The organism is Massilia violaceinigra (assembly GCF_002752675.1).
GTDB lineage: Bacteria > Pseudomonadota > Gammaproteobacteria > Burkholderiales > Burkholderiaceae_D > Telluria_A > Telluria_A violaceinigra.
The window spans coordinates 7,390,868-7,416,697 of the sequence record NZ_CP024608.1; the positions used below are offsets into that span (position 1 = coordinate 7,390,868).

General features: G+C 59.1%; 23 protein-coding genes and 1 other RNA gene. 7 read left to right on the top strand and 17 right to left on the bottom strand.

Going from position 1 to position 25,830, the window contains the following annotated elements:
• Positions 1–59: 59 nt before the first annotated feature.
• From cmk to gyrA, 8 genes are all read right to left on the bottom strand, one after another.
• A complete protein-coding gene (gene cmk, locus CR152_RS31940) occupies positions 60–731 on the bottom strand; it encodes a (d)CMP kinase (protein WP_099881770.1) in 672 nt (223 codons plus the stop codon).
• 390 nt (positions 732–1,121) lie between these two features.
• Entirely contained in the window at positions 1,122–2,456 is a 1,335-nt protein-coding gene (gene aroA / locus CR152_RS31945) for a 3-phosphoshikimate 1-carboxyvinyltransferase (RefSeq protein WP_099881773.1), read from the bottom strand.
• A 25-nt stretch (positions 2,457–2,481) separates the two neighbouring features.
• Positions 2,482–3,387, bottom strand: a complete 906-nt coding sequence (locus CR152_RS31950; RefSeq protein ID WP_099881775.1) for a prephenate dehydrogenase — start codon at positions 3,385–3,387, stop codon at positions 2,482–2,484.
• Position 3,388: 1 nt separating this feature from the next.
• Complete coding sequence (gene hisC / locus CR152_RS31955; RefSeq protein ID WP_099881777.1) at positions 3,389–4,495, bottom strand: histidinol-phosphate transaminase; 1,107 nt, start codon at positions 4,493–4,495, stop codon at positions 3,389–3,391.
• Positions 4,496–4,530: 35 nt separating this feature from the next.
• On the bottom strand, positions 4,531–5,601 hold the full coding sequence (pheA, locus tag CR152_RS31960) for a prephenate dehydratase (RefSeq protein WP_099881779.1): 1,071 nt from the start codon (positions 5,599–5,601) through the stop codon (positions 4,531–4,533).
• 57 nt (positions 5,602–5,658) lie between these two features.
• Positions 5,659–6,762, bottom strand: coding sequence for a 3-phosphoserine/phosphohydroxythreonine transaminase (gene serC / locus CR152_RS31965; protein ID WP_099881781.1), 1,104 nt, complete (start codon positions 6,760–6,762; stop codon positions 5,659–5,661).
• 23 nt (positions 6,763–6,785) lie between these two features.
• Positions 6,786–7,325, bottom strand: coding sequence for a DUF2059 domain-containing protein (locus CR152_RS31970; protein ID WP_099881783.1), 540 nt, complete (start codon positions 7,323–7,325; stop codon positions 6,786–6,788).
• A 107-nt stretch (positions 7,326–7,432) separates the two neighbouring features.
• Positions 7,433–10,051, bottom strand: coding sequence for a DNA gyrase subunit A (gyrA, locus tag CR152_RS31975; RefSeq protein ID WP_099881785.1), 2,619 nt, complete (start codon positions 10,049–10,051; stop codon positions 7,433–7,435).
• Positions 10,052–10,526: 475 nt separating this feature from the next.
• Here gyrA and ompA point away from each other — a divergent pair, with 475 nt between their 5' ends.
• The 3 genes from ompA (at position 10,527) to CR152_RS31990 (ending at position 12,997) form a co-directional block, all read left to right on the top strand.
• The gene (gene ompA / locus CR152_RS31980; RefSeq protein ID WP_099881787.1) at positions 10,527–11,237 is read left to right on the top strand and encodes an outer membrane protein OmpA; all 711 of its coding nucleotides are present in this window, start codon (positions 10,527–10,529) and stop codon (positions 11,235–11,237) included.
• Between the two features lie 332 nt (positions 11,238–11,569).
• Complete coding sequence (ubiG, locus tag CR152_RS31985) at positions 11,570–12,265, top strand: bifunctional 2-polyprenyl-6-hydroxyphenol methylase/3-demethylubiquinol 3-O-methyltransferase UbiG (RefSeq protein ID WP_099881789.1); 696 nt, start codon at positions 11,570–11,572, stop codon at positions 12,263–12,265.
• Between the two features lie 33 nt (positions 12,266–12,298).
• Positions 12,299–12,997, top strand: a complete 699-nt coding sequence (locus CR152_RS31990) for an HAD family hydrolase (protein ID WP_099881791.1) — start codon at positions 12,299–12,301, stop codon at positions 12,995–12,997.
• 146 nt (positions 12,998–13,143) lie between these two features.
• On the opposite strand, the gene CR152_RS31995 is transcribed toward CR152_RS31990, so the two are convergent.
• Positions 13,144–13,488 carry an energy transducer TonB gene (locus tag CR152_RS31995; protein WP_099882987.1) on the bottom strand — a complete coding sequence of 115 codons (345 nt, stop codon included), beginning with the start codon at positions 13,486–13,488 and terminating at the stop codon, positions 13,144–13,146.
• 223 nt (positions 13,489–13,711) lie between these two features.
• Here CR152_RS31995 and ssrA point away from each other — a divergent pair.
• From ssrA to CR152_RS32010, 3 genes are all read left to right on the top strand, one after another.
• Positions 13,712–14,071, top strand: a transfer-messenger RNA (tmRNA) gene (ssrA, locus tag CR152_RS32000).
• A gap of 331 nt (positions 14,072–14,402) precedes the next feature.
• Positions 14,403–14,807, top strand: coding sequence for a zinc finger Ran-binding domain-containing protein (locus CR152_RS32005; RefSeq protein ID WP_157778867.1), 405 nt, complete (start codon positions 14,403–14,405; stop codon positions 14,805–14,807).
• Positions 14,808–14,966: 159 nt separating this feature from the next.
• Complete coding sequence (locus tag CR152_RS32010; protein WP_099881795.1) at positions 14,967–16,007, top strand: hypothetical protein; 1,041 nt, start codon at positions 14,967–14,969, stop codon at positions 16,005–16,007.
• A gap of 699 nt (positions 16,008–16,706) precedes the next feature.
• Here CR152_RS32010 and CR152_RS33500 read toward each other — a convergent pair.
• The 3 genes from CR152_RS33500 to CR152_RS32030 are packed head-to-tail and all read right to left on the bottom strand — an operon-like array spanning position 16,707 to position 22,200.
• Positions 16,707–17,219, bottom strand: coding sequence for a hypothetical protein (locus tag CR152_RS33500; RefSeq protein WP_157778868.1), 513 nt, complete (start codon positions 17,217–17,219; stop codon positions 16,707–16,709).
• Positions 17,220–17,248: 29 nt separating this feature from the next.
• Complete coding sequence (locus CR152_RS32025; RefSeq protein ID WP_099881798.1) at positions 17,249–19,543, bottom strand: RHS repeat-associated core domain-containing protein; 2,295 nt, start codon at positions 19,541–19,543, stop codon at positions 17,249–17,251.
• A complete protein-coding gene (locus CR152_RS32030) occupies positions 19,540–22,200 on the bottom strand; it encodes a DUF6531 domain-containing protein (RefSeq protein WP_099881800.1) in 2,661 nt (886 codons plus the stop codon). The genes CR152_RS32025 and CR152_RS32030 overlap by 4 nt, the downstream gene beginning before the upstream one ends.
• A 235-nt stretch (positions 22,201–22,435) precedes the next feature.
• Between CR152_RS32030 and CR152_RS32035 the strand changes: the two genes are divergently transcribed.
• A complete protein-coding gene (locus CR152_RS32035; RefSeq protein ID WP_099874165.1) occupies positions 22,436–23,419 on the top strand; it encodes an IS5 family transposase in 984 nt (327 codons plus the stop codon).
• A gap of 359 nt (positions 23,420–23,778) precedes the next feature.
• Here the strand turns inward: CR152_RS32035 and CR152_RS32040 are convergent, their stop codons facing one another.
• From CR152_RS32040 to CR152_RS32060, 5 genes are all read right to left on the bottom strand, one after another.
• A complete protein-coding gene (locus tag CR152_RS32040) occupies positions 23,779–23,946 on the bottom strand; it encodes a hypothetical protein (RefSeq protein ID WP_229413750.1) in 168 nt (55 codons plus the stop codon).
• 187 nt (positions 23,947–24,133) lie between these two features.
• Positions 24,134–24,631, bottom strand: coding sequence for a lysozyme (locus CR152_RS32045; protein ID WP_099881802.1), 498 nt, complete (start codon positions 24,629–24,631; stop codon positions 24,134–24,136).
• Positions 24,615–24,836, bottom strand: a complete 222-nt coding sequence (locus CR152_RS32050; protein WP_099881804.1) for a DUF7940 domain-containing protein — start codon at positions 24,834–24,836, stop codon at positions 24,615–24,617. The genes CR152_RS32045 and CR152_RS32050 overlap by 17 nt, the downstream gene beginning before the upstream one ends.
• A complete protein-coding gene (locus CR152_RS32055) occupies positions 24,833–25,108 on the bottom strand; it encodes a hypothetical protein (protein WP_099881806.1) in 276 nt (91 codons plus the stop codon). The genes CR152_RS32050 and CR152_RS32055 overlap by 4 nt, the downstream gene beginning before the upstream one ends.
• Positions 25,109–25,163: 55 nt before the next feature.
• Entirely contained in the window at positions 25,164–25,829 is a 666-nt protein-coding gene (locus CR152_RS32060; protein WP_099881807.1) for a hypothetical protein, read from the bottom strand.
• Position 25,830: the final 1 nt, after the last annotated feature.

A 25,830-nucleotide genomic window follows, 5' to 3' on the forward strand; every position in this document is an offset into this window, starting at 1 on the left:
GTTGATTCAACGCCTGCAATGGCACTATTGCAATTGCAAGCACCCATTGCTACTTCAGACTACGACTGCTTGGTGTGCGCATACCATTTCAGCACTTCCTCGACCGCTTCGTCAGCGGTCATATTGGACGTATCGAGCAGGTGCGCCCCTTCTGCCGGCATCAATGGCGCGATGGCCCGGTAAGTATCACGGTCGTCGCGCGCCTTCAAATCGGACAGGAGGTCTTCTATGTTAGCAGAAAACCCCTTGTCAATCAATTGCTTATATCGGCGTTGCGCGCGCGCCTCGGTACTGGCGGTCAGGAACACCTTCAGTTGCGCGTGCGGAAAGATTACCGTTCCCATGTCGCGACCATCGGCGACCAGGCCGGGCGCGCGCCGAAAGCCCAGCTGCAGGGCGAACAGGGCTTGGCGCACGGCGGGCAGCGCGGCGATTTTCGATGCCATGTTGCCAACCTCCTCCGCGCGGATGAGTTGAGTGACATTTTCCTTGGCCAGCAAGATTTCGCCGCCGCTGAAGCTGGCGGGGAGGTGTTCGGCCAGCTTGGCGAGGGCGTGCTCGTCGGCCAGCTCCGTACCGCGGCGCAAGGCCATCAGCGCGGTCAGGCGGTATAGGGCGCCCGAATCGAGGTAATGAAAGCCGAGGCGATCGGCCACCTTGTGCGCGACGGTGCCCTTGCCGGACGCGGTGGGGCCATCGATGGCGATGACGGGGATGTTCGAATGTGGCATGGGACTGTGTCCTGGTGAAATCACTATAAAACGTGCAAAAACGGCGCTCTGGCAAAAATCCTACAACCTGGATCAAATTCCCACAACCGGGGTCAGAGCTCTGACTCGAAACATTGCAAATCCGCGCAACCGGGGTCTGACCTCTGATTAGAAATTAGTTGCCGAACCAAGGACAGACCCGGGATCGCCAGCCGCGGTTTTGCAACGATACTCAGGCGTGCCATTGCTTCCCGCCTGCCTTATCGAGACGGAGCTTAGTTTAGCGGCAACAGGTTCTATCGCTGTAATGCAATTAATTTCTAATTAAAGCTCTGACCCCGGTTGTAGGAAGTCGGAGCCACGCTGCAGGAGAAAACTGGGGTCTGGCCCCGGTTTTGCAACTATTGGGGCTTAAATCAGGTTCTCGTGAGCGATGCCGGCGAAGGCGTCGAAGTAGTCGGGGAAGGTCTTGGCGACGCATTTCGGGTCGTTGATGCGCATCGTGTTGCCACGCCGCGCTTTGCCGTCCAGGCTCGCCAGCGAGAAACACATCGCCATCCGGTGGTCATCATAGGTGTCGATCGTCGCGGCACGCAATTCGCCTTCCGGCGGCGTGACCGAGATGAAGTCCGGCCCCTCCACCACGATCGCGCCCAGCTTGCGCAATTCGGTCGCCATCGCGGCCAGGCGGTCCGTTTCCTTCACCCTCCAGCTGGCGATGTTGCGCAAGGTAGTGGTGCCGTCGGCGTACAGCGCGGCCACGGCAATCGTCATCGCGGCGTCCGGAATATGATTGAAGTCGGCGTCGATGGCTTTCAGTACGCCGTTCGAGCGCGCTTCGATCCAGTTGTCGCCGCGCGTGATCGTCGCGCCCATCTGTTCCAGCGCCTCGGCAAAGCGCACGTCGCCCTGGATGCTGTCGCGCCCCACTCCCTCAACCCGGATCGGACCGCCGCCAATCGCGCCGGCTGCCAGGAAGTACGAGGCCGACGAGGCGTCGCCTTCCACGTGGATCGTGCCCGGACTCGCATAGCGCTGCCCCGGCTGCACCGTGAACGATTGCCAGCCATCCTGCTCCACCGTCACGCCGAAACGCCGCATCAGGTTCAGGGTGATTTCAATGTACGGCTTGGAGATCAGTTCACCGACGACGTCGATCGTCACCGCCTGCTCGCGCGCCATCAGGGGCGCGGCCATCAGCAGCGCGGTTAAAAACTGGCTCGATACGTTCCCGCGCACCGACAGGCGCTGCGCGTGGATATGCCCGCGCCGGATGCGCAGCGGCGGGAAGCCTTCCACGCCCGTGTACTCGATCTGCGCGCCAATCGCGTTCAGGGCGTCGACCAGGTCGCCGATCGGGCGCTCGTGCATGCGCGTGACGCCATGCAGGGTGTAGTCGCCGCCAATGACGGCCAGCGCCGCCGTCAGCGGCCGGATCGCGGTGCCGGCATTGCCCATGAACAGATCGGCTTCGTGCACCGGCAAGGTGCCGCCACCGCCATGCACGATGTGGGTGTGCTCGTCGACCTGTTCCCATGTCAGGCCCAGCGAGCGCAGTGCCCCCAGCATGACCAGGGTGTCGTCCGACGCCAGCAGGTCGATGATGGTGGTTGTGCCTTCGGCCAGCGCGGCCAGCAGCAAGGTGCGATTCGAGATGCTCTTGGACCCCGGCAGCCGCACCACGCCCTCGACGTGCATGACGGGCTTGAGATCGATATGGTGCGGGTACTGCTTCTGCTGGGTCATGCTGGAGTTCCTTGAAATGCTGGGTTTATTCCGGACTGCTGTCCTGCGCCGGCGGCGCCTCGGCCGTTTCGATCGCTTCGATCCAGCGGCAGCGCGCGCGCTGGGCGTTGGCGTAGACCGCTTCGATGGCGGCGCCGTCGCCATTGGCGAGCATCGCGCGAATTGCTGTCAATTGTGCCAGATATGCGTCCAACTCGCCCAGCAGGGCCGATTGGTTGGCCAGGCTGATGTCGCGCCACATTTCGGGCGAGGAGCCGGCAATGCGCGTGAAGTCCCTGAAACCGCTGGCGGCGTATTGGAACAGCAAGCCGGCATGCGGCTTGCGGGCGATGTCGTCGACCAGCGCGTAGGCCAGCAAATGCGGCAGGTGGCTGACCGAGGCGAACACGGTGTCGTGCTCTTGCGGCGTGAGGCGGTGGATGATGGCGCCGCAGGCGCTCCATGCGGCGGCCACGCGGTCGATGTCGGCCGCGGCGTTTTCGGGCAGCGGCGTGAGCACGGTCTTTTTGCCGTGGTACAGGTCGACGATGGCAGCGTCCGGACCATTCGTTTCGCGCCCGGCGATCGGGTGCCCCGGCACGAACTGGCCCACCCGCTCTTTCATCACGGCGCGCGCGGCGGCCACCACGTCGGACTTGGTGCTGCCGGCGTCGGTGACCACGGTACCCGCTTCCAGGTACGGCAGCAGCGACGCCAGAACCGGCGCGGTCTGGGCCACCGGCGCGGCGATCAGCACCAGGTCGGCACCCGCCATCGCATCCTGCACCGAAGCCGCCACCTGGTCGATGATGCCCAGTTCAAGTGCGCGCGCCATCGCTTGCGGCGAGCGGCCGACACCCACCAGCGTGGTCACCACGCCGGCATGGCGCAGCGCGCGCGCGAACGAGCCGCCGATCAGCCCTACGCCGAAGATGACGACTTTATTGAACACGTCAGGCCAGCGCTTTCTTGAGGGCGGCGATGAAGATCGCGTTTTCGGCCGGCAGGCCGATGGAAATGCGCAGCCATTGCGGCAGGCCGTAGTTGCCGACCGGGCGCACAATCACGCCTTGCTTGAGCAGCGCGAGGTTGATGCGCGCGCCCGCGCCGTCGTCGTCGCCAACCTTGACCAGCACGAAGTTACCGAACGATGGCACGTACTGCAATCCCAATTCGTCGAAGGCTTCGACAAACTGCGCGTAGCCGGCGGCATTGTTCTTGGCGCCCTGCTCCAGGAACGGCTTGTCGTTCAGCGCTGCGATGGCCGCGGCCTGGGCCAGCGAGTTCACGTTGAACGGCTGGCGGATGCGGTTCATCAGGTCGGTCAGGGCCGGCTGCGCAACGGCGAAGCCGACGCGCAGGCCGGCCAGGCCGTAGGCCTTGGAGAAGGTGCGCGAGACCAGCAGATTAGGGTACTTGCGCGCCCACTGGGCCGATTCGAACTGGTGTTCGGGCGCCAGGAATTCGTTGTAGGCTTCGTCCAGCACCACGACCACGTTGGCAGGCACCTTGTTCAAGAACGCTTCGATCTGCGCCGCCGGAATAAAGGTACCGGTCGGGTTGTTCGGGTTGGCGATGAAGACCAGGCGTGTGTCGGCGTCGATCGCCGCTGCCATGGCGTCGAGGTCGTGGCCATACTCCCTGGCCGGCACCACGATCGCGCGCGCGCCCACGCCTTGCGTGGCCAGCGCGTACACGGCGAACGAGTACTGCGAATAGACCACGGCCTGGCCTTTTTGCACAAACGCGTGGGCGGCGATTTCGAGGATGTCGTTGCTGCCGTTGCCCAGGGTGATCCAGTCGGCCGGCACCTCGTAGCGCTTGGCGAGTGCGGCTTTCAAATCGAAGCCGTTGGCGTCCGGGTAGCGTCCCAGGTCGGCCACCGCGGCGGCCATGGCTTGCTGGCTCGATGCGGGCACGCCGAACGGATTTTCGTTCGACGCCAGTTTGACGATGTTCGCTTCGTCGAGGCCGAACTCGCGCGCGACTTCGGCGATCGGTTTGCCCGCCTGGTAGGGAGCGATGGCACGGACGTATTCTGGACCGAATTGCTGGGACATGGTTTATCTCTGGGTAGTTGTTTTAGATTGGAACGTCAAAGACTGAGCGGGTAAGAGCCGAGCACCTTGAAAAAGGCGGCGTTATCGCGCAGTTCGTCGAGCGCTTTGGCCACCGCCGGGTCCTGCACGTGACCTTCGATATCGACGTAAAAATAGTATTCCCAGGTGCCGATGCGGGCCGGGCGCGATTCGAAACGGGTCATCGAGACGCCATTGACGGCCAGGGGCGCGAGCAGGTTGTAGACGGCGCCCGCCTTGTTGGGCACCGCCAGCACCAGCGAGGTCTGGTCGGCGCCCGAGGGGTTGGTCTGCAGGTGGCCGATGACGGCGAAGCGGGTGCGGTTGTGCGGATCGTCCTGGATGTGGCCCTTGACCACGCCCAGGCGGTACTGTTCGCCCGCCATTTCGCTGGCAATCGCCGCCATCGTCGCATCCTTGCTGGCCATGACGGCCGCTTCGGCGTTCGATACCACCGCGCGCCGTTCGATGCCGGGGTAGTTCTGGTTCAGCCATACCTGGCACTGGGCCAGCGCCTGCGAGTGCGCGCACACCACCGTCACGCCATCCATGTTGCCGGTCTTGGTCATCAGGCTGTGGTGCACGGGGATCGAGATCTCGCCGCTGATGATGGTGGTGGTGCCGAGCATCAGGTCGAGCGTGCGGTTGACCGCCCCTTCGGACGAATTTTCAACCGGGACCACGCCGAAATCGGCGGTGCCGGCCTCGGTGGCGCGGAAGACTTCGTCGATCGAAATGCACGGCAGCCCTTCGATGGCGCTGCCGAACTGCTGGAACGCGGCCTGCTCGGTGAAGGTGCCGGACGGCCCGAGGTAGGCGACCGTGACGCGCTTTTCGAGCGAGCGGCAGGCCGACATGATTTCGCGGAAAATGGTTTGCACTTCGGCCGCCTTGAGCGGACCGGGATTGCGGTCGGCCACGCCGCGCAGCACTTGCGCTTCGCGTTCCGGACGAAATACCGGGGCGCTGGTTTCGGCCTTGACGTGGCCGACTTCCTGCGCCAGGCGCGCGCGCTGGCTGAGCAGGTCGAGAATCTGGGCGTCGATCGCATCGATCTGTTCGCGCAATGGTGTGAGTTTGTCTGTCATGGGTGCGGCATGGTTTGCGGTGAATCGGATGTTCGCGCGGGCACGAAGCCCTTGCTGTCACTTACGGCCGGCGAACTCGTTCAGGTAATCGACCAGGGCTTGCACGCCCTCGATCAGCATCGCGTTGTAGATCGATGCGCGCATACCGCCCACGGACTTGTGGCCCTTGAGCTGCAGCAGGCCGCGCGCTTTTGCACCGGCCAGGAATTTGTCGTTCAGTGTTTCGTCGCGCAGGTAGAACGGTACGTTCATGCGCGAGCGGCAGTCTTTCTCCACGCGGTTCTGGTAAAAATCGTCGGCATCGAGCGCGGCGTACAGCAGTTCGGCCTTGGCGATGTTGCGCTGCTCCATGGCGGCCACGCCGCCCTGGCGCAGCACGTGCGCGAACACCAGGCCGGCGATGTAGATGCCGTAGGTCGGCGGCGTGTTGTACATCGAGTCGTGCGCGGCGACGATGCTCCAGTCAAAAGCGGACGGGCAAATCGGCAGCGCGTGCCCGAGCAGGTCGTCGCGCACGATCACCAGGGTCAGGCCGGCCGGGCCGATGTTCTTTTGGGCGCCGCCGAAAATGACGCCGTACTTGCTCACGTCGATCACGCGCGACAGGATGTGCGAGGACATGTCGGCCACGATCGGGGTGTCGTCGCCCAGTTCGGGCACGAAGTTGTATTCGACGCCGTCGATGGTTTCGTTGGTGCACAGGTGCAGGTAGGCCGCGCCGGGCGTGAGCTTCCACTCGCTTTGCGGCGGCACGCTGGTAAAGCGCCCCGCCTCGCCGCTGGCGGCCACGTTGACGTTGGCATAGCGCGCCGCTTCCTTGACCGATTTGCCGGACCAGGAACCGGTGTGGACGAAATCGATGGCGGCCGGGGTGGTGGCAGAAGCGGACACGCGGCCAACGAGGTTCATCGGCACGATGGCGTTTTCGCCCAGGCCACCGCCCTGCAGGAACAGGATCTTGTAGTTGGCGGGGACGTTGAGCAGCAGGCGCAGGTCGCGCACGGCCGCTTCGTAGATCGAGATGAACTCGGGACCGCGGTGACTCATTTCCATCACCGACATGCCGCTGCCGTGCCAGTCCAGCATGTCAGCGGCGGCCTGTTGCAGCACTTCCTTGGGCAGGACGGCGGGGCCGGCGGAGAAGTTGTAGATCTGGGTCACGGGGGTCCTTGCGAATGGAATGGCTATTTGTCGGCGGCGGCTTCTTGCATGATCTTGTTCACGCGCGGGAGCATGATCTTCTGGCCGATCTGCATGGACTCGTTCACGATCTGCGGTGTGGCGGCGAGCATCTTGGCGCCGACAGGACTGCGGTAGAACGCGGCGATCTGCTCGATTTCAGCCACCGTGAAGCGGGTCGCGTAGAGCGGCACGACGGCTTCGATCATCTCGTCGGCCACGGCGGGATCTTCAAACGCGCGCTGCACGCGCGCGGCCGCATCCGGCACTTTCTTGGCCGCTTCGGCGATGGCTGCCTTCTTTTGCGCGGCGGTCAGGCGCGGATTGGCGTTGATGACGGACGTGGCGGTGCTGAGGATCATCTGCGGAATCGTCGCCTTCATCTGCTCGAAGCTATCCTTGATCATCTTGCGCGTGCCCATCGAGTCGAGCAGCGCGCGCGTGGCCTTGTCGGTAGCCGGATCGATCGCGGCCTTGTCGGCAAACACCGGCGTGGCGACCAGGGCCAGCGCGGTACAGATCAAGGCGGTCAGTTTTTTCATCATCACTCTCGGAATGGAAGCGTGGATCGGTCGGGTCAAGCGTCCAAAAAAAAGGGGCCGGTGTCATTTTCGCACGAAGTGCAAAAACAAGACCGGCCCCGCGCCGTTTTTTACTCCGGCGGGTTTTCGAGGTCGACGTCTTCGAGGTCGGTTTCGACGATGCGCTGCAAGCCGCTCAGCTTGGTGCCATCTTCGACCGCGATCAGGGTCACGCCTTGCGTGGCGCGGCCCATTTCGCGGATTTCCGACACGCGGGTGCGAATCAGCACGCCACCGGTGGTGATCAGCATGATCTCGTCGCTCGGCTCGACCAGGGTGGCGGCGACCACGCGGCCGTTACGTTCGCTGGTCTGGATCGCGATCATGCCCTTGGTGCCGCGGCCATGGCGGGTGTACTCGGTGATCGGAGTACGCTTGCCGAAGCCGTTCTCGGTGGCCGTCAGGACCGACTGCTGCTCATTTTCGGCGACCAGCAGGGCGATCACGTTCTGGCCCTCTTCCAGGTTCATGCCGCGCACGCCGCGCGCGGTACGGCCCATCGGACGCACATCGTTCTCGTCGAAGCGCACCGCCTTGCCGGAGTCGGAGAACAGCATCACATCGTGCTCGCCGTCGGTCAGCGCGGCGCCGATCAGGAAGTCGCCGTCGTCCAGGTCGACCGCGATGATGCCGGCCTTGCGTGGATTGCTGAAGTCTTTCAGCGGCGTCTTTTTCACGGTACCGAGGCTGGTCGCCATGAACACGTAGTGGTCTTCCGGGAAGGTGCGGTTCACGCCCGACAGCGGCAGCACCACGGTGATCTTCTCGTTGTCCTGCAGCGGGAACATGTTGACGATCGGCTTGCCGCGCGAATTGCGCGAGCCTTGCGGCACTTCCCACACCTTGAGCCAGTACATGCGGCCGCGGTTCGAGAAGCACAGGATGTAATCGTGCGTGTTGGCGATGAACAGCTGGTCGATCCAGTCTTCTTCCTTGGTCGCCATGGCCTGCTTGCCGCGCCCGCCGCGCTTCTGGGCGCGGTATTCGGAGATCGGCTGCGACTTCATGTAGCCGGTGTGCGACAGGGTCACGACCATGTCCTGCGGCGTGATCAGGTCTTCGGTTTCCAGGTCGGTGGCATTGTGCTCGATGGTCGAGCGGCGCACGTCCTTGTTGCCGGCGCCGTACTCGTTCATCACCAAGGTCATTTCATCGGTGATGATGACCGTCACGCGTTCCGGCTTGGCCAGGATGTCGAGCAGGTCGGCGATGTGCGCCATGATGTCTTTGTACTCGTTGACGATCTTGTCCTGCTCAAGGCCGGTCAGGCGCTGCAGGCGCATTTGCAGGATCTCTTGCGCCTGTTCGTCGGACAGCTTGTACAGGCCGTCGGGCTGCATGCCGTAGTGCTTGGGCAGGTGCTCGGGACGGAACGCTTCGATGCCGCCGACGGTGGTGCCTTCGGCGGTACGCAGCAGCATCTCGCGCACCAGGGACGAGTCCCAGGCGCGCGCCATCAGTTCGGTCTTGGCGATCGGTGGCGATGGCGCGGCCTTGATGATGGCGATGAAGTCGTCGATATTGGCCAGGGCGACGGCCAGGCCTTCGAGCATGTGGCCGCGTTCGCGCGCCTTGCGCAGTTCGAACACGGTGCGGCGCGTGACCACTTCGCGGCGGTGCGACAGGAAGCACTGCAGCATCTGCTTGAGGTTGAGCAGTTTCGGCTGGCCGTTGACCAGCGCGACCATGTTCATGCCGAAGGTATCCTGCAACTGGGTCTGCTTGTACAGATTGTTGAGGACCACTTCCGGCACTTCGCCGCGTTTCAGTTCGATGACCACGCGCATGCCCGACTTGTCGGACTCGTCGCGGATGTCGGAAATGCCTTCGAGCTTCTTGTCGCGCACATTCTCGGCGATGCGCTCGAGCAGCGATTTTTTATTGACCTGGTACGGCAGCTCGTCGACGATGATCGCGATGCGGCCGCCATCCTTGCCGTATTCCTCGAAGTGGGTCTTGGCGCGCATGACCACGCGCCCGCGCCCGGTGCGGTAGCCGTCGCGCACGCCCGAGACGCCGTAAATGATGCCGGCGGTCGGGAAGTCCGGCGCCGGAATGATCTCGATCAGCTCGTCGATGGTGCAGTCGGGATTGCGCAGCACGTGCAGCGCGGCGTTGACCACTTCGGTCAGGTTGTGCGGCGGGATATTGGTCGCCATGCCGACCGCGATACCGGACGAGCCGTTGATCAGCAGGTTGGGAATCCGGGTCGGCAGCACCGTCGGTTCTTTTTCCTTGCCATCATAGTTGGGCTGGAAATCGACCGTATCCTTGTCGATGTCGGCCAGGATCTCGCTGGCGATCTTGTCCAGGCGGCACTCGGTGTAACGCATGGCGGCGGCGCTGTCGCCGTCGACCGAACCGAAGTTGCCCTGGCCATCGACCAGCGTGTAGCGCAAGGAGAAATCCTGGGCCATGCGCACCAGCGTGTCGTAGATCGACGCGTCGCCGTGCGGGTGGTACTTACCCATCGTTTCGCCGACCACGCGCGCGCACTTCACGTACGGGCGGTTGTACACGTTGTTCATTTCGTGCATGGCGAACAAGACACGGCGGTGCACCGGCTTCAAGCCGTCGCGCACATCCGGCAAGGCGCGCCCGACGATCACGCTCATCGCGTAATCGAGGTAGCTCTTGCGCATCTCTTCTTCGAGGGAAATGGGGATTGTTTCTTTTGCGAATTGATCCATTGGCGGGACTGATCTCAGGCTGTGGTTATATTAGCTGTACGCAAATGCTGCACGTTCGATGCTGCCAGACCGACGGGTGCACAATGACGGTGCGCGCGCCCACTTAGCTACAGACAAGCGTAGGATTTTAGCATGCGGCGTATAGCAGCTGCGCAATTGATCGATGGCCGGCAATGAGAGTAGCGTGATCGAAATCATAAAAACGTTCATCATTTGTCAACCAAGTCATGTTGCGCGAGACACGATGTTGCGTGGATACAACATGATGGACCCCATTGCAGCGTGTTTGGTTTAACAGCCTTCGTGCTAATTAAGTGCATGTGGCAAAATGGCCCAGAAGTTAATTGCCTGTTTCATAAGCTGTCACGAAACTGTCACGGGTAATGGCTGGGGCAAGCTGTTACTATCTTGTCCACGCTCGAAAAGTTGCGCAGCTATAAAGCTGCGGATATCACCCCCGAAAGGAAGAAAAACTATGAAAAAACTCGTCTCGCTCATGCTCGCGGCCTCCGCGATTGCAGGCAGCGCAATGGCACAACAGTCGCCGCCGTTCGCTCCTGTAACCACCGACATCATGGCAACGAAACCGAACAGCGCCTATGTCCAGGATGCCCGTGGCGTGATCGCGCGCGATCCTTTCGGTCTGTGCTGGCGCACTGGCTACTGGACCCCGGCCGATGCGGTCCCAGGTTGCGACCTGCCCCTGTGCGTTGAGCCAGCCAAACTGGAAAACGGCAAATGCGTCACGCCGCCAGAGCCGGTAACGCCGCCGCCAACCCCGGGCGCCGTGGTGACCCCGCCGCCAGTGGTTGCTCCGCCGCCAGTAACGTCGGAAAAAGTCAGCTTCTCCGCCGACGCCCTGTTCGATTTCGACAAGTCCGTCCTGAAAGCGGAAGGCAAAGGCAAGCTGGACGACCTGAGCTCGAAACTGCAAGGCATCAACCTGGAAGTCATCATCGCCGTCGGCCACACTGACTCGGTCGGCACCGATGCGTACAACCAGAAGCTGTCGATCCGCCGCGCTGAAGCTGTCAAGGCTTACCTGCAAGCCAAAGGCATCGAAGCGAACCGCATCTACACCGAAGGCAAGGGCGAATCGCAGCCAGTAGCAGACAACAAGTCCGCTGAAGGCCGCGCCAAGAACCGTCGCGTCGAAGTCGAAGTCGTCGGCACCCGCGCCAAGTAAGCTGCGCCTCTGCCACGAAGCCCGCCCCGGCGCATGCGCCGGGTGGGAAGCCACGGCAGCGCCGACGATCGCATCGTCAGTGAAACACCCCTCGCGCAGGGGTGTTTTTTTTCGCCCGCGATTTGGCGAACCGGCCTTGATTGCGCGTGGCGCCAGGTTCCGGCCGCGCCGGAGACGGCGAGAACGCCTGGCCTGGCGACTCCAGCAGCCCGACGGCGTGCGCAGCGGCAAGGCCTCCTGGCCCTGCGAGCTCTGCGGGAATGGCATCGCCGTCGCGCTTTTTTTATGCTTGCGTCCGTCGCATTCCCCGAATTCCCGCTATCATTCCGCGTATGAATGCCGACCCTCTAGAAATCCAGAAATTTAGCGAACTTGCCCACCGCTGGTGGGACCCGACGTCCGAGTTCAAGCCCCTGCACGAAATCAACCCGCTGCGCCTCGAATGGATCAACGCGCGCGCCGCGCTAGCGGGCAAGAAAGTGATCGACATTGGGTGCGGCGGCGGCATCCTGACCGAATCGATGGCCAGGAAAGGCGCCGAGGCGACCGGCATCGACCTGTCCGACAAGGCGCTCAAGGTCGCCGACCTGCACAGCCTGGAGTCGGGCGTGCAGGTGCGCTACGAACTGATCGCCGCCGAAGACATGGCCGCGCGCGAAGCCGGCCAGTACGACGTCGTCACCTGCATGGAAATGCTCGAGCACGTGCCCGATCCGGGCGCCATCGTCGAGGCTGCCGCGACCCTGGTCAAGCCGGGCGGGCATGTGTTTTTCTCGACGATTAACCGCAATCCCAAGGCGTATCTGTACGCCGTGGTCGGCGCCGAATACCTGCTGCGCATGCTGCCCAAGGGCACCCATGACTACGGCAAATTCATCACCCCCGCCGAGCTGGCGCAATTCGTGCGGGAAGCCGGCTTGCAGGTAGACGGACTGAAGGGCTTGACCTACAATCCGCTGACCAAGATCTACTCCCTCAACAACGACACCAGCGTCAATTACATGGTGGCCTGCAGCCGCCCCCTGTAAGCCGCGCCCTTCCGAACTGCCGAGCAAGCCGCCATGACCCGAACCCTCTCCACGCCGGCCCCGCGGGCCATCCTGTTCGACCTCGACGGCACCCTGGCCGACACCGCGCCGGACCTGGCGGCGGCCGTCAACCGCCTGCGCGCCGACCGCGGCCTGGAGCCGACACCGTACGCCCTGCTGCGTCCGACCGCCTCGGCCGGCGCGCGCGGCATGATCGGCGCCGCCTTCGGCCTGGCGCCGGGCGACGCCGGCTACGAAGCGCTGCGGGTGAAATGGTTCGATTATTACCAGGCCGACATGGCATCGCACAGTACCCTGTTCGGCGGCGTGCCGGAACTGCTGGATGGCATCGTCCAGGCGGGCATGGCCTGGGGCATCGTCACCAACAAACCGGCGCGCTTTACCGATCCGCTGATTCCCCTGATCGGGCTGCAGCACGCCGGCTGCATCATCTCGGGCGACACCACCGCACACGCCAAGCCGCATCCCTTGCCGCTGCTCGAAGGCGCGCGCCGGCTCGGCATTGCGCCGGAACAGTGCTGGTACGTGGGCGATGATTTGCGCGACATCGAAGCCGGGCGCGCGGCCGGCATGCTCACCGTCGCCTGCGGCTGGGGCTATTGCGGCGCGGTCGAACCGGCCCAATGGGGCGCCGACTACCTGCTCGACACCCCGCAGGATTTGCTGGAACTGCTGCGCGCGACGATCGCGCCGGGCGTGCTGGTGGCCTGAGGCGCAAGTGGCCGCCCCTCGGCGGGGCCGGTGGCAGCGCGAGCGCAAAAAAACGCCTGGCCATGCTGCATCAGCATCGGCCAGGCGTTTTACATTCTACGACAGACGATGCACCCGCGTCGGGCGCATGGTCCAGCGATAATCGATCAGCTCAGGGTCCAGTTGTATTCGACTTTGGTCCAGGTGCTGTCAGGACGGCCGTCCTTGCTGCCCGGTTTGAATTTGCAGGCGCTGATGGCGCTCATTGCGGCTTTGTCCAGGCTCTTGAAGCCGCTGGTCTTGTCCAGTTTCGCTTCCAGAACCTTGCCATCGGCCGACACCAGGAAAGCCATGCTGACCACGCCCTGCTCTTCGTTCATCAACGATGCTTTCGGATAGTCGGCCTTGCAGCTTTTGGCGTCGAACACCGCTGGTACGTCAGCTGCGAATGCCACGTTGGCGCTGGCTGCTACGATCAGTGCTGCGCAAAGGCGGAAGGTCGTCTTGGTCATCATGATGCTGGTTCTCCTGGATGGGTTAGAGGGTCTGACTTGACTGCGAAGTCGTCGTCACAGCCAAGAGAATAGCCTAAACAATTCCATGTGGCAATTTATTTGATGCAAATGGGCAATTAAATTTCCTTTTGTGTTCATTTTTTGACAGTTGAGGGATTGGACACACGGTTCGGAGGCAGGTGTCATGCTGTCGCGCTTTCAGGTACAATAGGGGTTCTGTGGGGGCGACCTGGTTTCGACGTGGGTTGCAAAGCAGCGCAGGGCATACCGAGGGCGGGCTACCTCGTAAATACAACCTGAAAAACTTAACTGCAAACGATAACTCGTACGCACTCGCAGCTTAATTGCTGCTAGCTCTAGAACACCTCGTCCCTGGGGTGGGCCGTCAAAAGCTCTAGAGTCATTTACAGGGACTCGTCTTGAACTGGGTTACTTAGTTCCGGACTAAATAATAGGTAACTCGCTTGTACACAGCGTGCACGTCCGCGTTGTACCGGTTAAATTAAATGGCAGTGCTAAGTATGTAGAACTGTCTGTAGAGTGCTTGCGGACGCGGGTTCGATTCCCGCCGCCTCCACCACTTATTAAGTTGTTGGCAGACCACGAAAGACGATGTAAGACCCTGATTTTATTGGGGATTTATGAGAATCGGCAGGGCTTGATTCTTGTCTTTGGCGGTCTGTAATTGTCAGTGCTTTCACACGCAAATCACACGCAAATATGCCCGGCCCTGTGCTGGGCATTTTTGCGTTTACCGTGGACAGCATGGGGCGTGAAGTTCGGCGTCGTGCTTTCCGTTACATTTCAATAGAATCCATGCATTTCTTGGCGGTATGATTCGTCGGCGACGGACACATCGGCCATGCTAAGGAAAATCGCAGCTGGTTGCGATTACTCACCAGAAAGCACAAATGAAAACATTTGGAATTTTAATTTTGGTGGCCGGCCTAGCCTTGGCAGGGTATGCCTTGAACATGAACGTCAGTGTTGACATGCCTGCGCGCGACTTTGGCTATGGAGTGAAGACCCCAGCAATGGTCGTTGCGAATATTGACCGCATGGCCCAGCGGCAGAACCTTCTGATCTTCGCGGGGGTACAGTCGACCGTTGGAGCAATTCTTACTGGATTCGGAGCCATGGCACCGAAGTCCGCCAGCCCGGCCGCACTTCCGGTTGCCACCCCGCTGGCCGAGCTGCGCGAAACCGTCCCATCCTCGTCAGGCGCCCCGGTATCGGTGTCGATGTGCCCGAAATGTCGGTATATGCGATCAGGCGAGGCGACGCACTGCGCGCGCTGTCAAGCAGGATTCACTTGAGCATCCTGTTCACGGACAGCAAGATCGGGCTACTTTGCAACTGACTTTTTTACATCACTTGTGCCTCGTCCAATTTGTGGAAATTCTGAAAAATTCACCGACGCCCCTGCCACATGGGGCGCCGGACAATGTGGGATAATTTACCGGAGAAATCTGAACATGGTCGAGCTAAACAGCGTTGAAGAGGCGCTTGATTTTTTGAAATCTGACGCATCTCTGCCGACGGACGTTTCCGATGTTAAATTTGGCGGTGAGTTGACACAATTTCGTGTGCTTATTGAGGGCAAAAAATACCATTCAACTGTACCAGCTGCATTAGCGCGCGGACTGTGGGACTTCCAAGAAGAACTTTACCGAGCTGTTGCTTTTGCATTGTACGGTGAAGATAATATCCGGCGACTTACCGACGAACAAAAAGCCTATTTCGAATTAGTATTTCACGTTGCGGAAGGAAGTTCAGACCTCATTGCATCGTTGGAAGGTTTTTTCGATAAGCTTGCAGATGGCTTTCAAAATATGGACAGTAGCCACAAAATGAAAACGCTTATTGCCGTGGTCCTTACTGTCGCGGTGGTATGGGGGGCAACCAACATTGTCGAAACTTGGGCTGAAACTAAACAGCATGAGGTAACTACGGCTGCCGAGGTTAAGGGTAAGGAAATTGCGGTGGCTCAGACTACGGCAGAGGAGGCAGCAAAAACAGCGCAGTTTCAACTCATTGGGCAGATTGCAAAGGATAACGCCGTGGTAGGTCGATTTGCTAAAGCCACGGAAGAAGGAACTCGCTCCATTATCAAAGGCGCTGCTGATGCCGATAATATTAAGATCGGACGGACAAATTTTAACCGTTCAGAAATTAACGAGGTCAATCAACGAGCGGCTAAAGAAAGAGCGACAGCGGGCCTTAGTCGAGGTGACTACCAAGTAATTCGCGCGGAGGCTAGAGTTGGTGGAATTACGCGGTTCTGGTTGCAGGATGAGCGTGGCCAAGAATTTTCTGCTACAGTTTTCGAAGACGAGTTCGAGGCTAAAGGTGTAAATCGTCTGTGGGAATCCTTTCGTGGCAGAAAAAAGATCAGCCTTGAGGTCAACGCCACCACGATTCGTGGCCAAATAAAGGCGGCTAGTATAGTCCGGGTTTTTGAGCAAGATGTGACTATTAATTCCACTCGTCCGACTGACGTCGTTTCCACTAATTAGTTTGATGCCCCGAGCCGCGTTTGACCGCGACCGCAGCCTTAAGCGCCACCAGCTCAGCCGCGCGCGCCAAAGAAGAATCAGCGCCACGACAACACCCATGTGCTCGGCGCCGGCAAGACCGGGGCCTGGACGCCGCACGACCTGCGTCGCACAGGCGCCACGCTGATGCAGCGCCTGGGCGTGTCCCTCGACATCATCGACCGGTGCCAGAACCACGTCCGGGCTGCAGCGCGGTGCGCAGGCACTATCTGCGCCATGACTATGCAGAGGAAAAGTGCGAGGTGTCGGCCAAGCTCGGCAAACACATTGTATTAATCCTAGCCAAACTTATGGTCAGGCGCCCAATACGATAATTTGTTACATTTGAATAGAATCGCCGGGTTTTCTTGTACGTGTTATTTATTGGAGGAACACCCCTTCCCTTCTAGCCACTCATCTGAAAGTACCATGAAAGCATTTGGAATTTTCGTCCTTCGCGCCGGCCTGGGCGTAGCCGGATACGCCTTGCACAGGAAGGTCAGCGTCGACGTGCCAGCCGCGATACGGCGAATGTTTGCTGAGCTCGCACGTGCCGGTGATGCAGTTACTGACCTGTCAGGTTAAGCACGACCAGCGCCTCTAATACGTCCTCTGCAATTAAATACGTCCTTTCCCTCCCACATGAGTCCCCCCGTGTACTGACATCGGGACGACTTCGCCTCATATGACTTGAATGGTGAAAGGTTTGTCATCTAAAATCTCATGTTCCAAAAGCATTTGGTTCTGTCCGTCACTGGTCATGCGAATGCAGGCCATTTCAAAAAGGCACTGATTCTTCGCACTAACCCAGTTTGCTGCCACATGAAGCATCGAATCATCATCAACGTTTGCGATCAGTCGCTCTGAACTATGTAATTTGACCATAAAACCAACTCGTCCTCTGAGTTTATTGCGCGATTCAAGACATGTATTTTTTGCGACAGTATTAAGGGTGGTGATATTTCCCACCGTCATGTTCGTGTGTTGAAATACTACCGCTAGAGATTCACCGCGCTCCAAATGCCGGGAAAATAAGGTCTGATGTTCCGCTGTTACCTTGTTCATACTTGTTACTTGTAGATATGCTTTGGTTGAGTCCTGCACACTTATTACTCCAATGGAGAGAATATCTAGATCATCGCCACCGATGATCATCCGCGGCTCGTCGTTCAAACAGATTGCAAAATAGGGCATCTACTTATCTCCACTATAAAATGGTTTTCTTACCGATACGTCCCAGTGGGTGTAAGTGGGAGTGGCATGACGGGCAGATGAGGGCAAGTTTTATTATGAGCCGCCACATTTCTATTAAAGTTAATAATTAAGTTATTGATAGCAACTAGAGTTTCCACATCAGTGGCGGGTGTAACCCCGATGAAATCAAGCAAGCCATTTCGTTCTGCATTAAGCGATTTTTGACTTGCCAAGCAGGGCTCGTCTGGCTTGCAGATAAACCCATCATTTGCGGCTACCCGATTCGCTTGAGCAACTTTGTGTGCCCCATATGCGACGACTGCCGCACTTCCGCCAAAGAAGGCTACGTTGACCATAGAAGCGGCCGAAGGAATTAAAGGAATCAAGAAAGCGAGTCGCCCAGTTGGATCAATTTTGCTGATAGGGTTGCCTTCTGCATAGCCATAAGTGTTTATTCCACCTCTCAGGCCGATTGGATCGCTCTGGATGTACCTACCAGTCTGAGGATCATAGTCCCGGTGGTAGTTGTAAAACAAGTTTGTATTTCGATCGTAATACTGACCTGGCATCCGCAAGTTGAATGTAAAGGTACCTGATCCGCTGAAATATTCGGTCGGCGGTGTCAGCCCGAACGGGTCACCATTGTCCCAGCGCCAGACGATCTTGTTGTCGAGCGTACGTGTGATCATCCGTGGCGTTCCCAAATGATCAGGGTGAATATGGAACACGTTAATCGCCGTGCTTTGGGCCGGTGCCGTACCCGTCACTGTCTGCGTCAGCACTGCCACCGGCAGGTTGCCCAAGTATACCGTTTCGCGCGTTGCCTTGCCGTTGACATAGTTGTACTCACCTATCAACTGTCCCTGTTCGTCATAGACAAATATACCACCGCCGTTAGTCTGGAATACACGCTGTTCCAAGCCGTTGAACAGCTGGTGGGCCGTGACAGTACCATTCTGGATACGGTATGGCCGAGCCCGCCCGTTATAAGTGACGACGAGCGTGCCATCAGTGGCCAGATTACCGGCGCCATCGTATTGATTTGTTTTGGCCGGCCCCGGGCCGGTGGTCGCGCTCAGCTTATTACTAAGAGGATCAATGGTGTTCGTGTAGCTGTTCGCCCCAAATCCAGCCTTGATGCGATTACCGCTGGCATCGTAGGCGTAAGTTTGGCTGGTGCCGTTGCCGCTGTAGCTGGTCAGGCGATCCAGCTCGTCGTAGCCAAAGGTCTGGTTCAGGCTGGCAGGGCTAGGCGCCGTTCCTGTGCCGACATGGGTGTATCCTTTGATGCGGCTGGCAGCATCGTAAATGACCGTGCGTACAACGCCATTCGCCGAAGGGCTTCCCAAGGTGTAGCTGCTGATCCGGCCATCAAGGTCGTAGGTGCGCACATGCTTGTTTTCGCTCGCTTCCGTGCTGTTTCCCCATTTCCAGCCGGTGGTTCCGCCAAACGGTGCGTAGGTGATATTGTTCAGCAAAACAATGCTGCTGTCGATGTTCGTGCCGGTACCGTCGGCTTTTACCGGGTTCAGCGTGATGCTGGTGACTTGGCCCGCATGGTTGTAGCCATAGTTAACGCGGTTACCGCTCGGGTAGGTTACGCTCGCCAGCCGACCGTCCACATCGTAACCATAGGCAAGCGTATGCGTATTGGTGTAGCTCCCCAGGCCGGTGGTGGTTTGGGCTTTGGTGGCGAGCCGCCCGAATGCGCCATAGGTATACTTCGTATAACCCGATTCATCCGTCATCAGCGTCATTTTACCGCGTGCATTCGGGAGGGGGGTGGCGCCGCCATCGTATGCAAACGTCGTGCCGACGGTGCCCGTATAGTCGATCCGGGTCAGGCGGTTGAGCGCATCATAAAAATATGTATTTGTTTTACCGCGGCCGTCCATACTCGTCTTCAGATTGCCGGCGGCATCGTAGGTCGATTTTGTGAGGCCCGTATCGGGGCTTCCCAACTCGTTGCGGTTACCCAGCCCGTCGACGGAGTAACGCGTCTCCAGGTTGCGCGGATCGGTCACCGTCGCCACCTGGTCGATGCCGTCGTATCCATACTTGATGGTCGGGCGGGAGCCGTTGGTCAGCGGCTGTTCCACCTGCTTCAATCGATTGAATGAATCATAAGTATGAGTCGTTACGCGTCCCAACGGGGCGGTAACCTCCTTCAGGTTGCCGACCAGGTCGTACTTGTAACTGGTGGGCGCTGCCGGTACCGACTGCGCAGATGCGAGCGTGCCCGTATAAGCACCCAGCAGCGGGGTATAAGTCATGACAACAATTAATGCGCCGGACGTCAAATGGCTTAAGGTACGGCGGGTCATTGTGCAGCTCCGGTTTGGCTCGTCAGACGGCCGGTAATGTCATAGGTACGGGTAATCTGGCGCGCCAGGTTGCCGTTAGGGTCGCGCACTTCTTCCTTGATCCGGTTGCCGGTGAGATCGAGCGTATAAATGATGCTCTCGTCACGGTCGCTGACCACAGAAGTGAGTCGGTGGGCTGCATCGTACAGATACTTCGTCACGCTCCTGTCCGGGAACGTGACTGTCTCGATCTGACCTGACGGCTTGTAAGTGTAATAGGTGGTCAGTGTGCTCTCACCACTCGTTACGGCTTGCGACTTAACCCATCCGCGTTCGGTGTAGTCCAGCTTTGTGGTGGGGCCGTTTTGCACGCGAATCGTATGAACACGGCCGTGAGCGTCATATTCCTCGTAAGCCGTCTCCTGCTTGGCAGCGTTGATTACCTTGACCAAGTCGCCGGTGGACTCCTTATACTCGTACTTGGTGAGGTCCTCGATGTCGGTACGCGGGCCGGTCACGGTGAGCAATTGCCCCACATTGTTGTACGTATATGTCCATTTGCGGGCACTGCCCGTCAAAGGCGCGTTCACTCCCAGCGCACCGGTCGGGTCGGTCGTGGCCTGCTCGGTTCTGGAGAGTAGATTGCCGGACACGGCCTCGTACTGGTATTTCGTAATACGCTTGGGTTCGGCGATCGTTTCCGGCAGGCGAAATTGGGCGTGCCATTTTGTCGTGGTTTTACGTACTGGCGAAGCAAGTGTTTGCGCGGTCAGCAGCGGAGCGCAGGCGGCTGTCGGAGCGCCTTCAACCCGGGTCGTTTCAAGATTGCGCGCGGCCTCATATTCGAAGCAGCTGTAATTGCTGTTGAAATCTTTTTTCATTGCGATATTGCCTGCAGTGTCGTACTTGCGTTCAGCAATCGTGCCGCACTCCACACACGGCACGTCAACGGTGGTGTTTTTGGCAACGCCAAGCACAGATTGTTTGCCGAAGTTACTTACCGACGTCACCGGGTTTTCCTTGGGGCCCAGGTAGTGGGTCACTTTTGCTGAAGGGACGGGGCTGTCTGAATAGGCGACAGTAACCTTGTTGATGCCATCGCCGAGTTGCGATGACGTTGCCCTGCCGGAGCAGTCATACGTCCAACTGATATGGCGCTCTTCATTTTCATCCACCAAGCCAGTCATCAGGTTACTAAAAGCAGTCGGGCCAAAGCCATTGCCTATTGTTTGGAACGCATTTATACATATGGCGCCACCGTTGATTTTGCTTGCTTCGTTGTACCAATAGGTCTGGCTTTTTCCGTCGGGATAAGTCACCTTGGTCAGATTGTTTGCTTTGCAGGCGTACGTGGTTTCATTGCCGGGAATGCAGCCACCCGACGTACCGTCGTATTCATAAAGAGTGGACTTACCCGCTGGATCGAGCATTTCGGTAATACGGCCTTTTACGTCGTACCTGAACTGGATCTGACGTCCCCAACTATTCGTCACGCAGAGCAAACGGCCGGCCTGAAGGACGTTGTTCGGATGTATGTCTGCGCAAACAGGCGCAGTTGCTGGAAGACGGCTGACGCTCGTATTGTTACTCACACCATCGCTATACGTGAATAATTGCTTGAGGCCGCCGCGTTCCGTCACGGACAACAGTAAGCCGCTAATGTCAAAGCGTTCCTTCCGGTCCTGCTGTGCGCTGAAAATTATCCACTCTTTTACGGCAAGGTTGTCTGCCGTCATGACCGCAGAGAGCTTATCGCTCACATCGGCGGTACTTGTGTAATTGCCAGTGGTGGCGGAACGGGTGAACAGAATTTGTTTTCCATCTGGATGGGTGACAGATACCCTGCCTGGAATTGGTTCCCGGCTGGGAAATCCGGACGAGCACTCCAGTGAGCCATCGCTGTTAAAGAGCCAGCAATCGCCGGGTGCCCCAGCGACGTAATTCTGCTCCGCCCTGAGCGATTTGTTATATGAATGCGTCCAACGCACGCCAAATCCACGAATCGTCATGGGATCCGGATAGACAGGAGTGCTATTGTAAATACGATTTAGTATCAAGTTACCTGCAGCCTTCGACGGTTGGTAGTCCGAGATGGCATGCCACATGTTGCCCGTTGTCGGCTGAATCGGTTCGCCGACGGTCGGCGCGTCGTCGCATGGACACGCACCAACGTTCTTGCCGTCCGAGTCTGCTTTTTTCACTGGGGTCACCGAGACGCAGTCGTCGTCTTTATCGGAGTAGCGCAGGTTTTCCGCTGAGCTGCATACGAGTTGCTCGCGGTCAAGTGAAGCGGAGTATACGTTCGTCGAGGTGCAGGCCCCGTTATTCATATAATATTCGGTCGCCACAAAGCGCCTGCGTTCCACAGTGGTGCGAAGCGCGCGGCTCTCTATAGCGGCGTATTTTGAGGACGGGTCAGGCACCAAAGTGAATTTACAAACATATTTGTCTGGCCCGGCTGCCATTATCGTAATTATGTTATTTATAGCCCCAGCCTCATCCAGAAACCGTTTTGCTGATGACATGACATATTTGTATGGCCCAAAAGAATCAGGCTTATACTCAACGGCCCGCGCATTGAGTGTGACGCATAAAAGAATTGCAGTCATCAACGATGAAAAAATGCGCTGGGGTGATAGCCGCGATAAAAATGAAACGTCTGCGAACGGGAAAGCCATCTCATGCCCTTGATTTTTTTTAAAGTCATGAATTATCTCATAGCACCACAACACATTTTTATATCAATAATATTTATTTCATAAAGTTGTTATTTTACAACCGGTGTTAGCTCAAGTGCCGCCGCTGACGGCCGTGTAAGTTCCTAAGGAAGCACTGATTTATTCATCCAACACCATGCCGGGCTCGGGCGATACCTGAGACAATAACAGCGCCTCCACGACCGCTCAATCGATCATGCAGAAGAGTTTTTCCGATCTCGAATACGCCGCCAAGAAGAAGTTGACACGTCGTGACGTGTTCCTGGCAAAGATAGACAGTGTGACGCCATGGTCGCAGTTGCATGCGCTGATCGAACCGTTCTATCCCAAGGTTGTAGGTGCTGGCCGCCCGCCGATCGGCTTGGCGCGCATGTTGCGGATGTACGTGGTCCAGCAGTGCTTCGGTTTGTCCGATGAGGGGATCGAGGACGCGGTCTATGACAGCCAGGCGATTCGTGGCTTCGTCGGTATCGACCTCAGTCGCGAGCAGGCGCCGGACGCCACGACGCTGTTGAAATTTCGCCGCTTGCTGGAGAAGAACGAGCTCACACGCAAGATCTTCGAAACGATCAACGGGCATTTGGCGGCCCAGGGTTTGATGATGCGCGAAGGCACGATTGTGGACGCCACGCTGATAGCGGCGCCGCCATCGACCAAGAACAAGGACAAAAAACGTGATCCCGAAATGCACCAGACGAAGAAGGGGAACGACTGGCACTTCGGGCTCAAAGCGCATATTGGTGTTGACGCGAAGTCGGGACTGGTACACACGGTGGTGGCCACTGCCGCCAATGTGGCTGATGTGACGCAGGCACATGCATTGCTGCACGGCGATGAAGTGGCGGTACTGGGCGATGCGGGATACCAGGGCGTTGAAAAACGCGAAGAGAATCTTGAAACGAAAGTGACTTGGCACGTCGCAATGAAGAGAACCAAACGCAAGGCGCTGCCTGCCAACAAACTCGGCCGCATGACGGAAAAGCTGGAGCACTTGAAGGCAAGCGTGCGGGCCAAAGTTGAGCATCCGTTCCATGTCGTCAAGAACCTCTTTCGTCATCGGAAAGCGCGCTACCGCGGCTTGAAGAAAAACACTGCCCAACTGTTCACCCTGTTCGGCTTCGCGAACTTGATACTCGCGGGCCGGCAATTTACGGTCTCGGAAACCCGAACTCCGTCCTGACAATGAAAGGGCGAGAAAAACGCCCTTGAAACGGAAGAATTGGCCGCCTCAACTGTGTAGATATCGCCGATGCGGCTCGTCAGAAACGCGGCATCAAAAACTTTGCACCGCCAGCCAGAATCGTCAATAGATCAGCGCTTCCCTAAGCTTCGATGTGCTCAAAAATTGTCACTTGTACCTGCGCATACATGGGGCGAGTCTGTTGACACCCTTTGTTTTGAAGTTCCGTCAATTACGGAAAAGACTCAGCCACGCAGCATACGAACTGTACCAATATGTCGGCGCTGTTCACCAGCATGGGCGCCCCGTCCGGACCGTCGATCCGGTGCCTTCCTAAGATCAGCGGCCGGCTTCGCCGCTCATATACACCCCGCAATCACGGCTTCGAGCTGGGCCTCGTACTTGAGGTGCACGGGCAGGTCGCGCGCCAGGGCGAGCACCTTCTCGCCGTCGCTGGCATCGGGCAAGAGCTTCTGGATGGCGAAGGTTGGCCGGGCAGGCGCTGCGGACACGCATTTGACCATCACCGGAACTTTAACCACAGTGGCGGCCGGCTGGGGCGTCTGACAGCCGGTCACCACCAACCCAACGCCAAGCAAAACAAGCGCGCACGCGGATCGTAACCCACTGATTTCTTTGGTAATTCGCATCGCAAAAAGCGCGAACGCGGGTAACTTCGTGTTCGGGCGCCCGCCGCCAGCGCGCCCAGGGCGCTCATTGGGCCGCCACGCACTGCGCATGCGAGCGCTGGCGATCTGTCCACAAGCCGGCGCAGCGCCGGTTGCCAGGCGTCGAGCAGTCATAGCCGGCGGCGAACCGGTACAGCAGGATCGCATCGCAGGCGGCACGATAGTCGCCGACGTTCAGCCGCTTCACGATGGTGCTGCTGCAGAACGCGGTCGACCCGATGTTGTAGGTCAAGTCGACGTACACATCGTATTCAGCTTGGGTCATCGGGGCGCGCACGCAGCTTTTAACGGCCCCCTCGTAGGTCCGGACATCGAGCAGCGCGCGCTGCGCCGCCTTGACCGGCGTGGTGCGGTCGCCAGCCTTCACGCCGCCTGTGGTGCCGAATCCAATGGTGGGAAAGTCTCCCTTCGTCGGGATGATCACGCCGTCGCTGTAGCCCTCACGTGTGAGGATGCCCACGAACGCTGCGGCGCTCACCACCAGCCCGGCGATGCCCATGCGGACCTTATTTGTCGTTGCCATGTAATTCCTTCTGCGCCATCAGGCGCGACACATTTGCGAAAATGGAGACAGCCGCGGCGCCCCCAGCGAATACCCCGTTCGGCATGCCCTCCGGCTTCCAGATGGCCACGGCCACCTCGGCGGCGCCGAACAGCGTGGCCGCCACGTTGAATTTCACGCTCCAGGCTTTGCGCAGCACCAGGCGCCAGTCGTCGATAAGCCTCATTGCTTCACCGTGATCTTCAGTGTCTGCCACATCGCCAGTGCTACCCAGCCGGCGCCGGCCAGCGCGCCCGCCTGGGTGACCTTGATCAGGGCCTCGCGCACCAGCCGGTTACGCAGCTCGCGCCACTCGATCACCGCCTCGTGGTAGCGCCGATGCCCATCGGTATCCCCGGACGGGAACGCTGTCAGGATTTGCTCGGTCTTGCGCGTGTTATCGGACAAGGCCGTCTTGATCGACACCAGCATGGCGTCGCGCTCTTGATCGTTCATCATTCGTTGCCTTAAAAAAATGCCACCCGAAGGTGGCCGTGGTTTGGGAGAGCGCGGTCTACTGGTAATAGTTGATCGTTACCGAGCCGCCCGGCGGGACTACGATCGAGTAGCCATTGCCCGGGGTGACGGCAATGTTGTAATGCGTGGATGTCGGGGCCACGCCACCGCCCACGCCGCCGGCGAAGGTGTAGCCGAATGCCGTGCTGTCGCTGCCGTTTGTGGGCGAGCCGTAGTAATTCCAGCTCACCGTGGCCGACCAGTTTTGATTTGACCCGCCACCAGAAATATTCCCACTCGTTTGCCAGCCGGATTCGTAGGAAATCGTGGCTGATCCCGCGACCACGCCCGACAATGAGTAGCCAGCAGTGGCAACCGTGTACGTGTTGTTTGAATGCTGGCTGATGTTGTAGAAGGTATAGCTCGGGTTGCCACCGGCGTTGATCGCGTTACGCTGCGCAATCGCTGAATTTGTTGCAGAGGCCCAGTCATAGGTGCCGGCATTCGAGCCGCCGCTGCCGATGTACCAGAACACTGTTGCCACCGTCGTGCTCGCGCTGAGTAGGGGCGCCGCGCCGCCGTTGCTCCCTTTGCCGATCAGGCTGTCGACCATTGTGGTGGATGCGGGTGCCGTCCATGTGCCGCTGCTGGTAAAGGTTGCGGTCATGGGGATGCGCGCGCGCTTCCCGTAAAACCCGCTGCGGCGGGCGTCGATAGGCGTCATG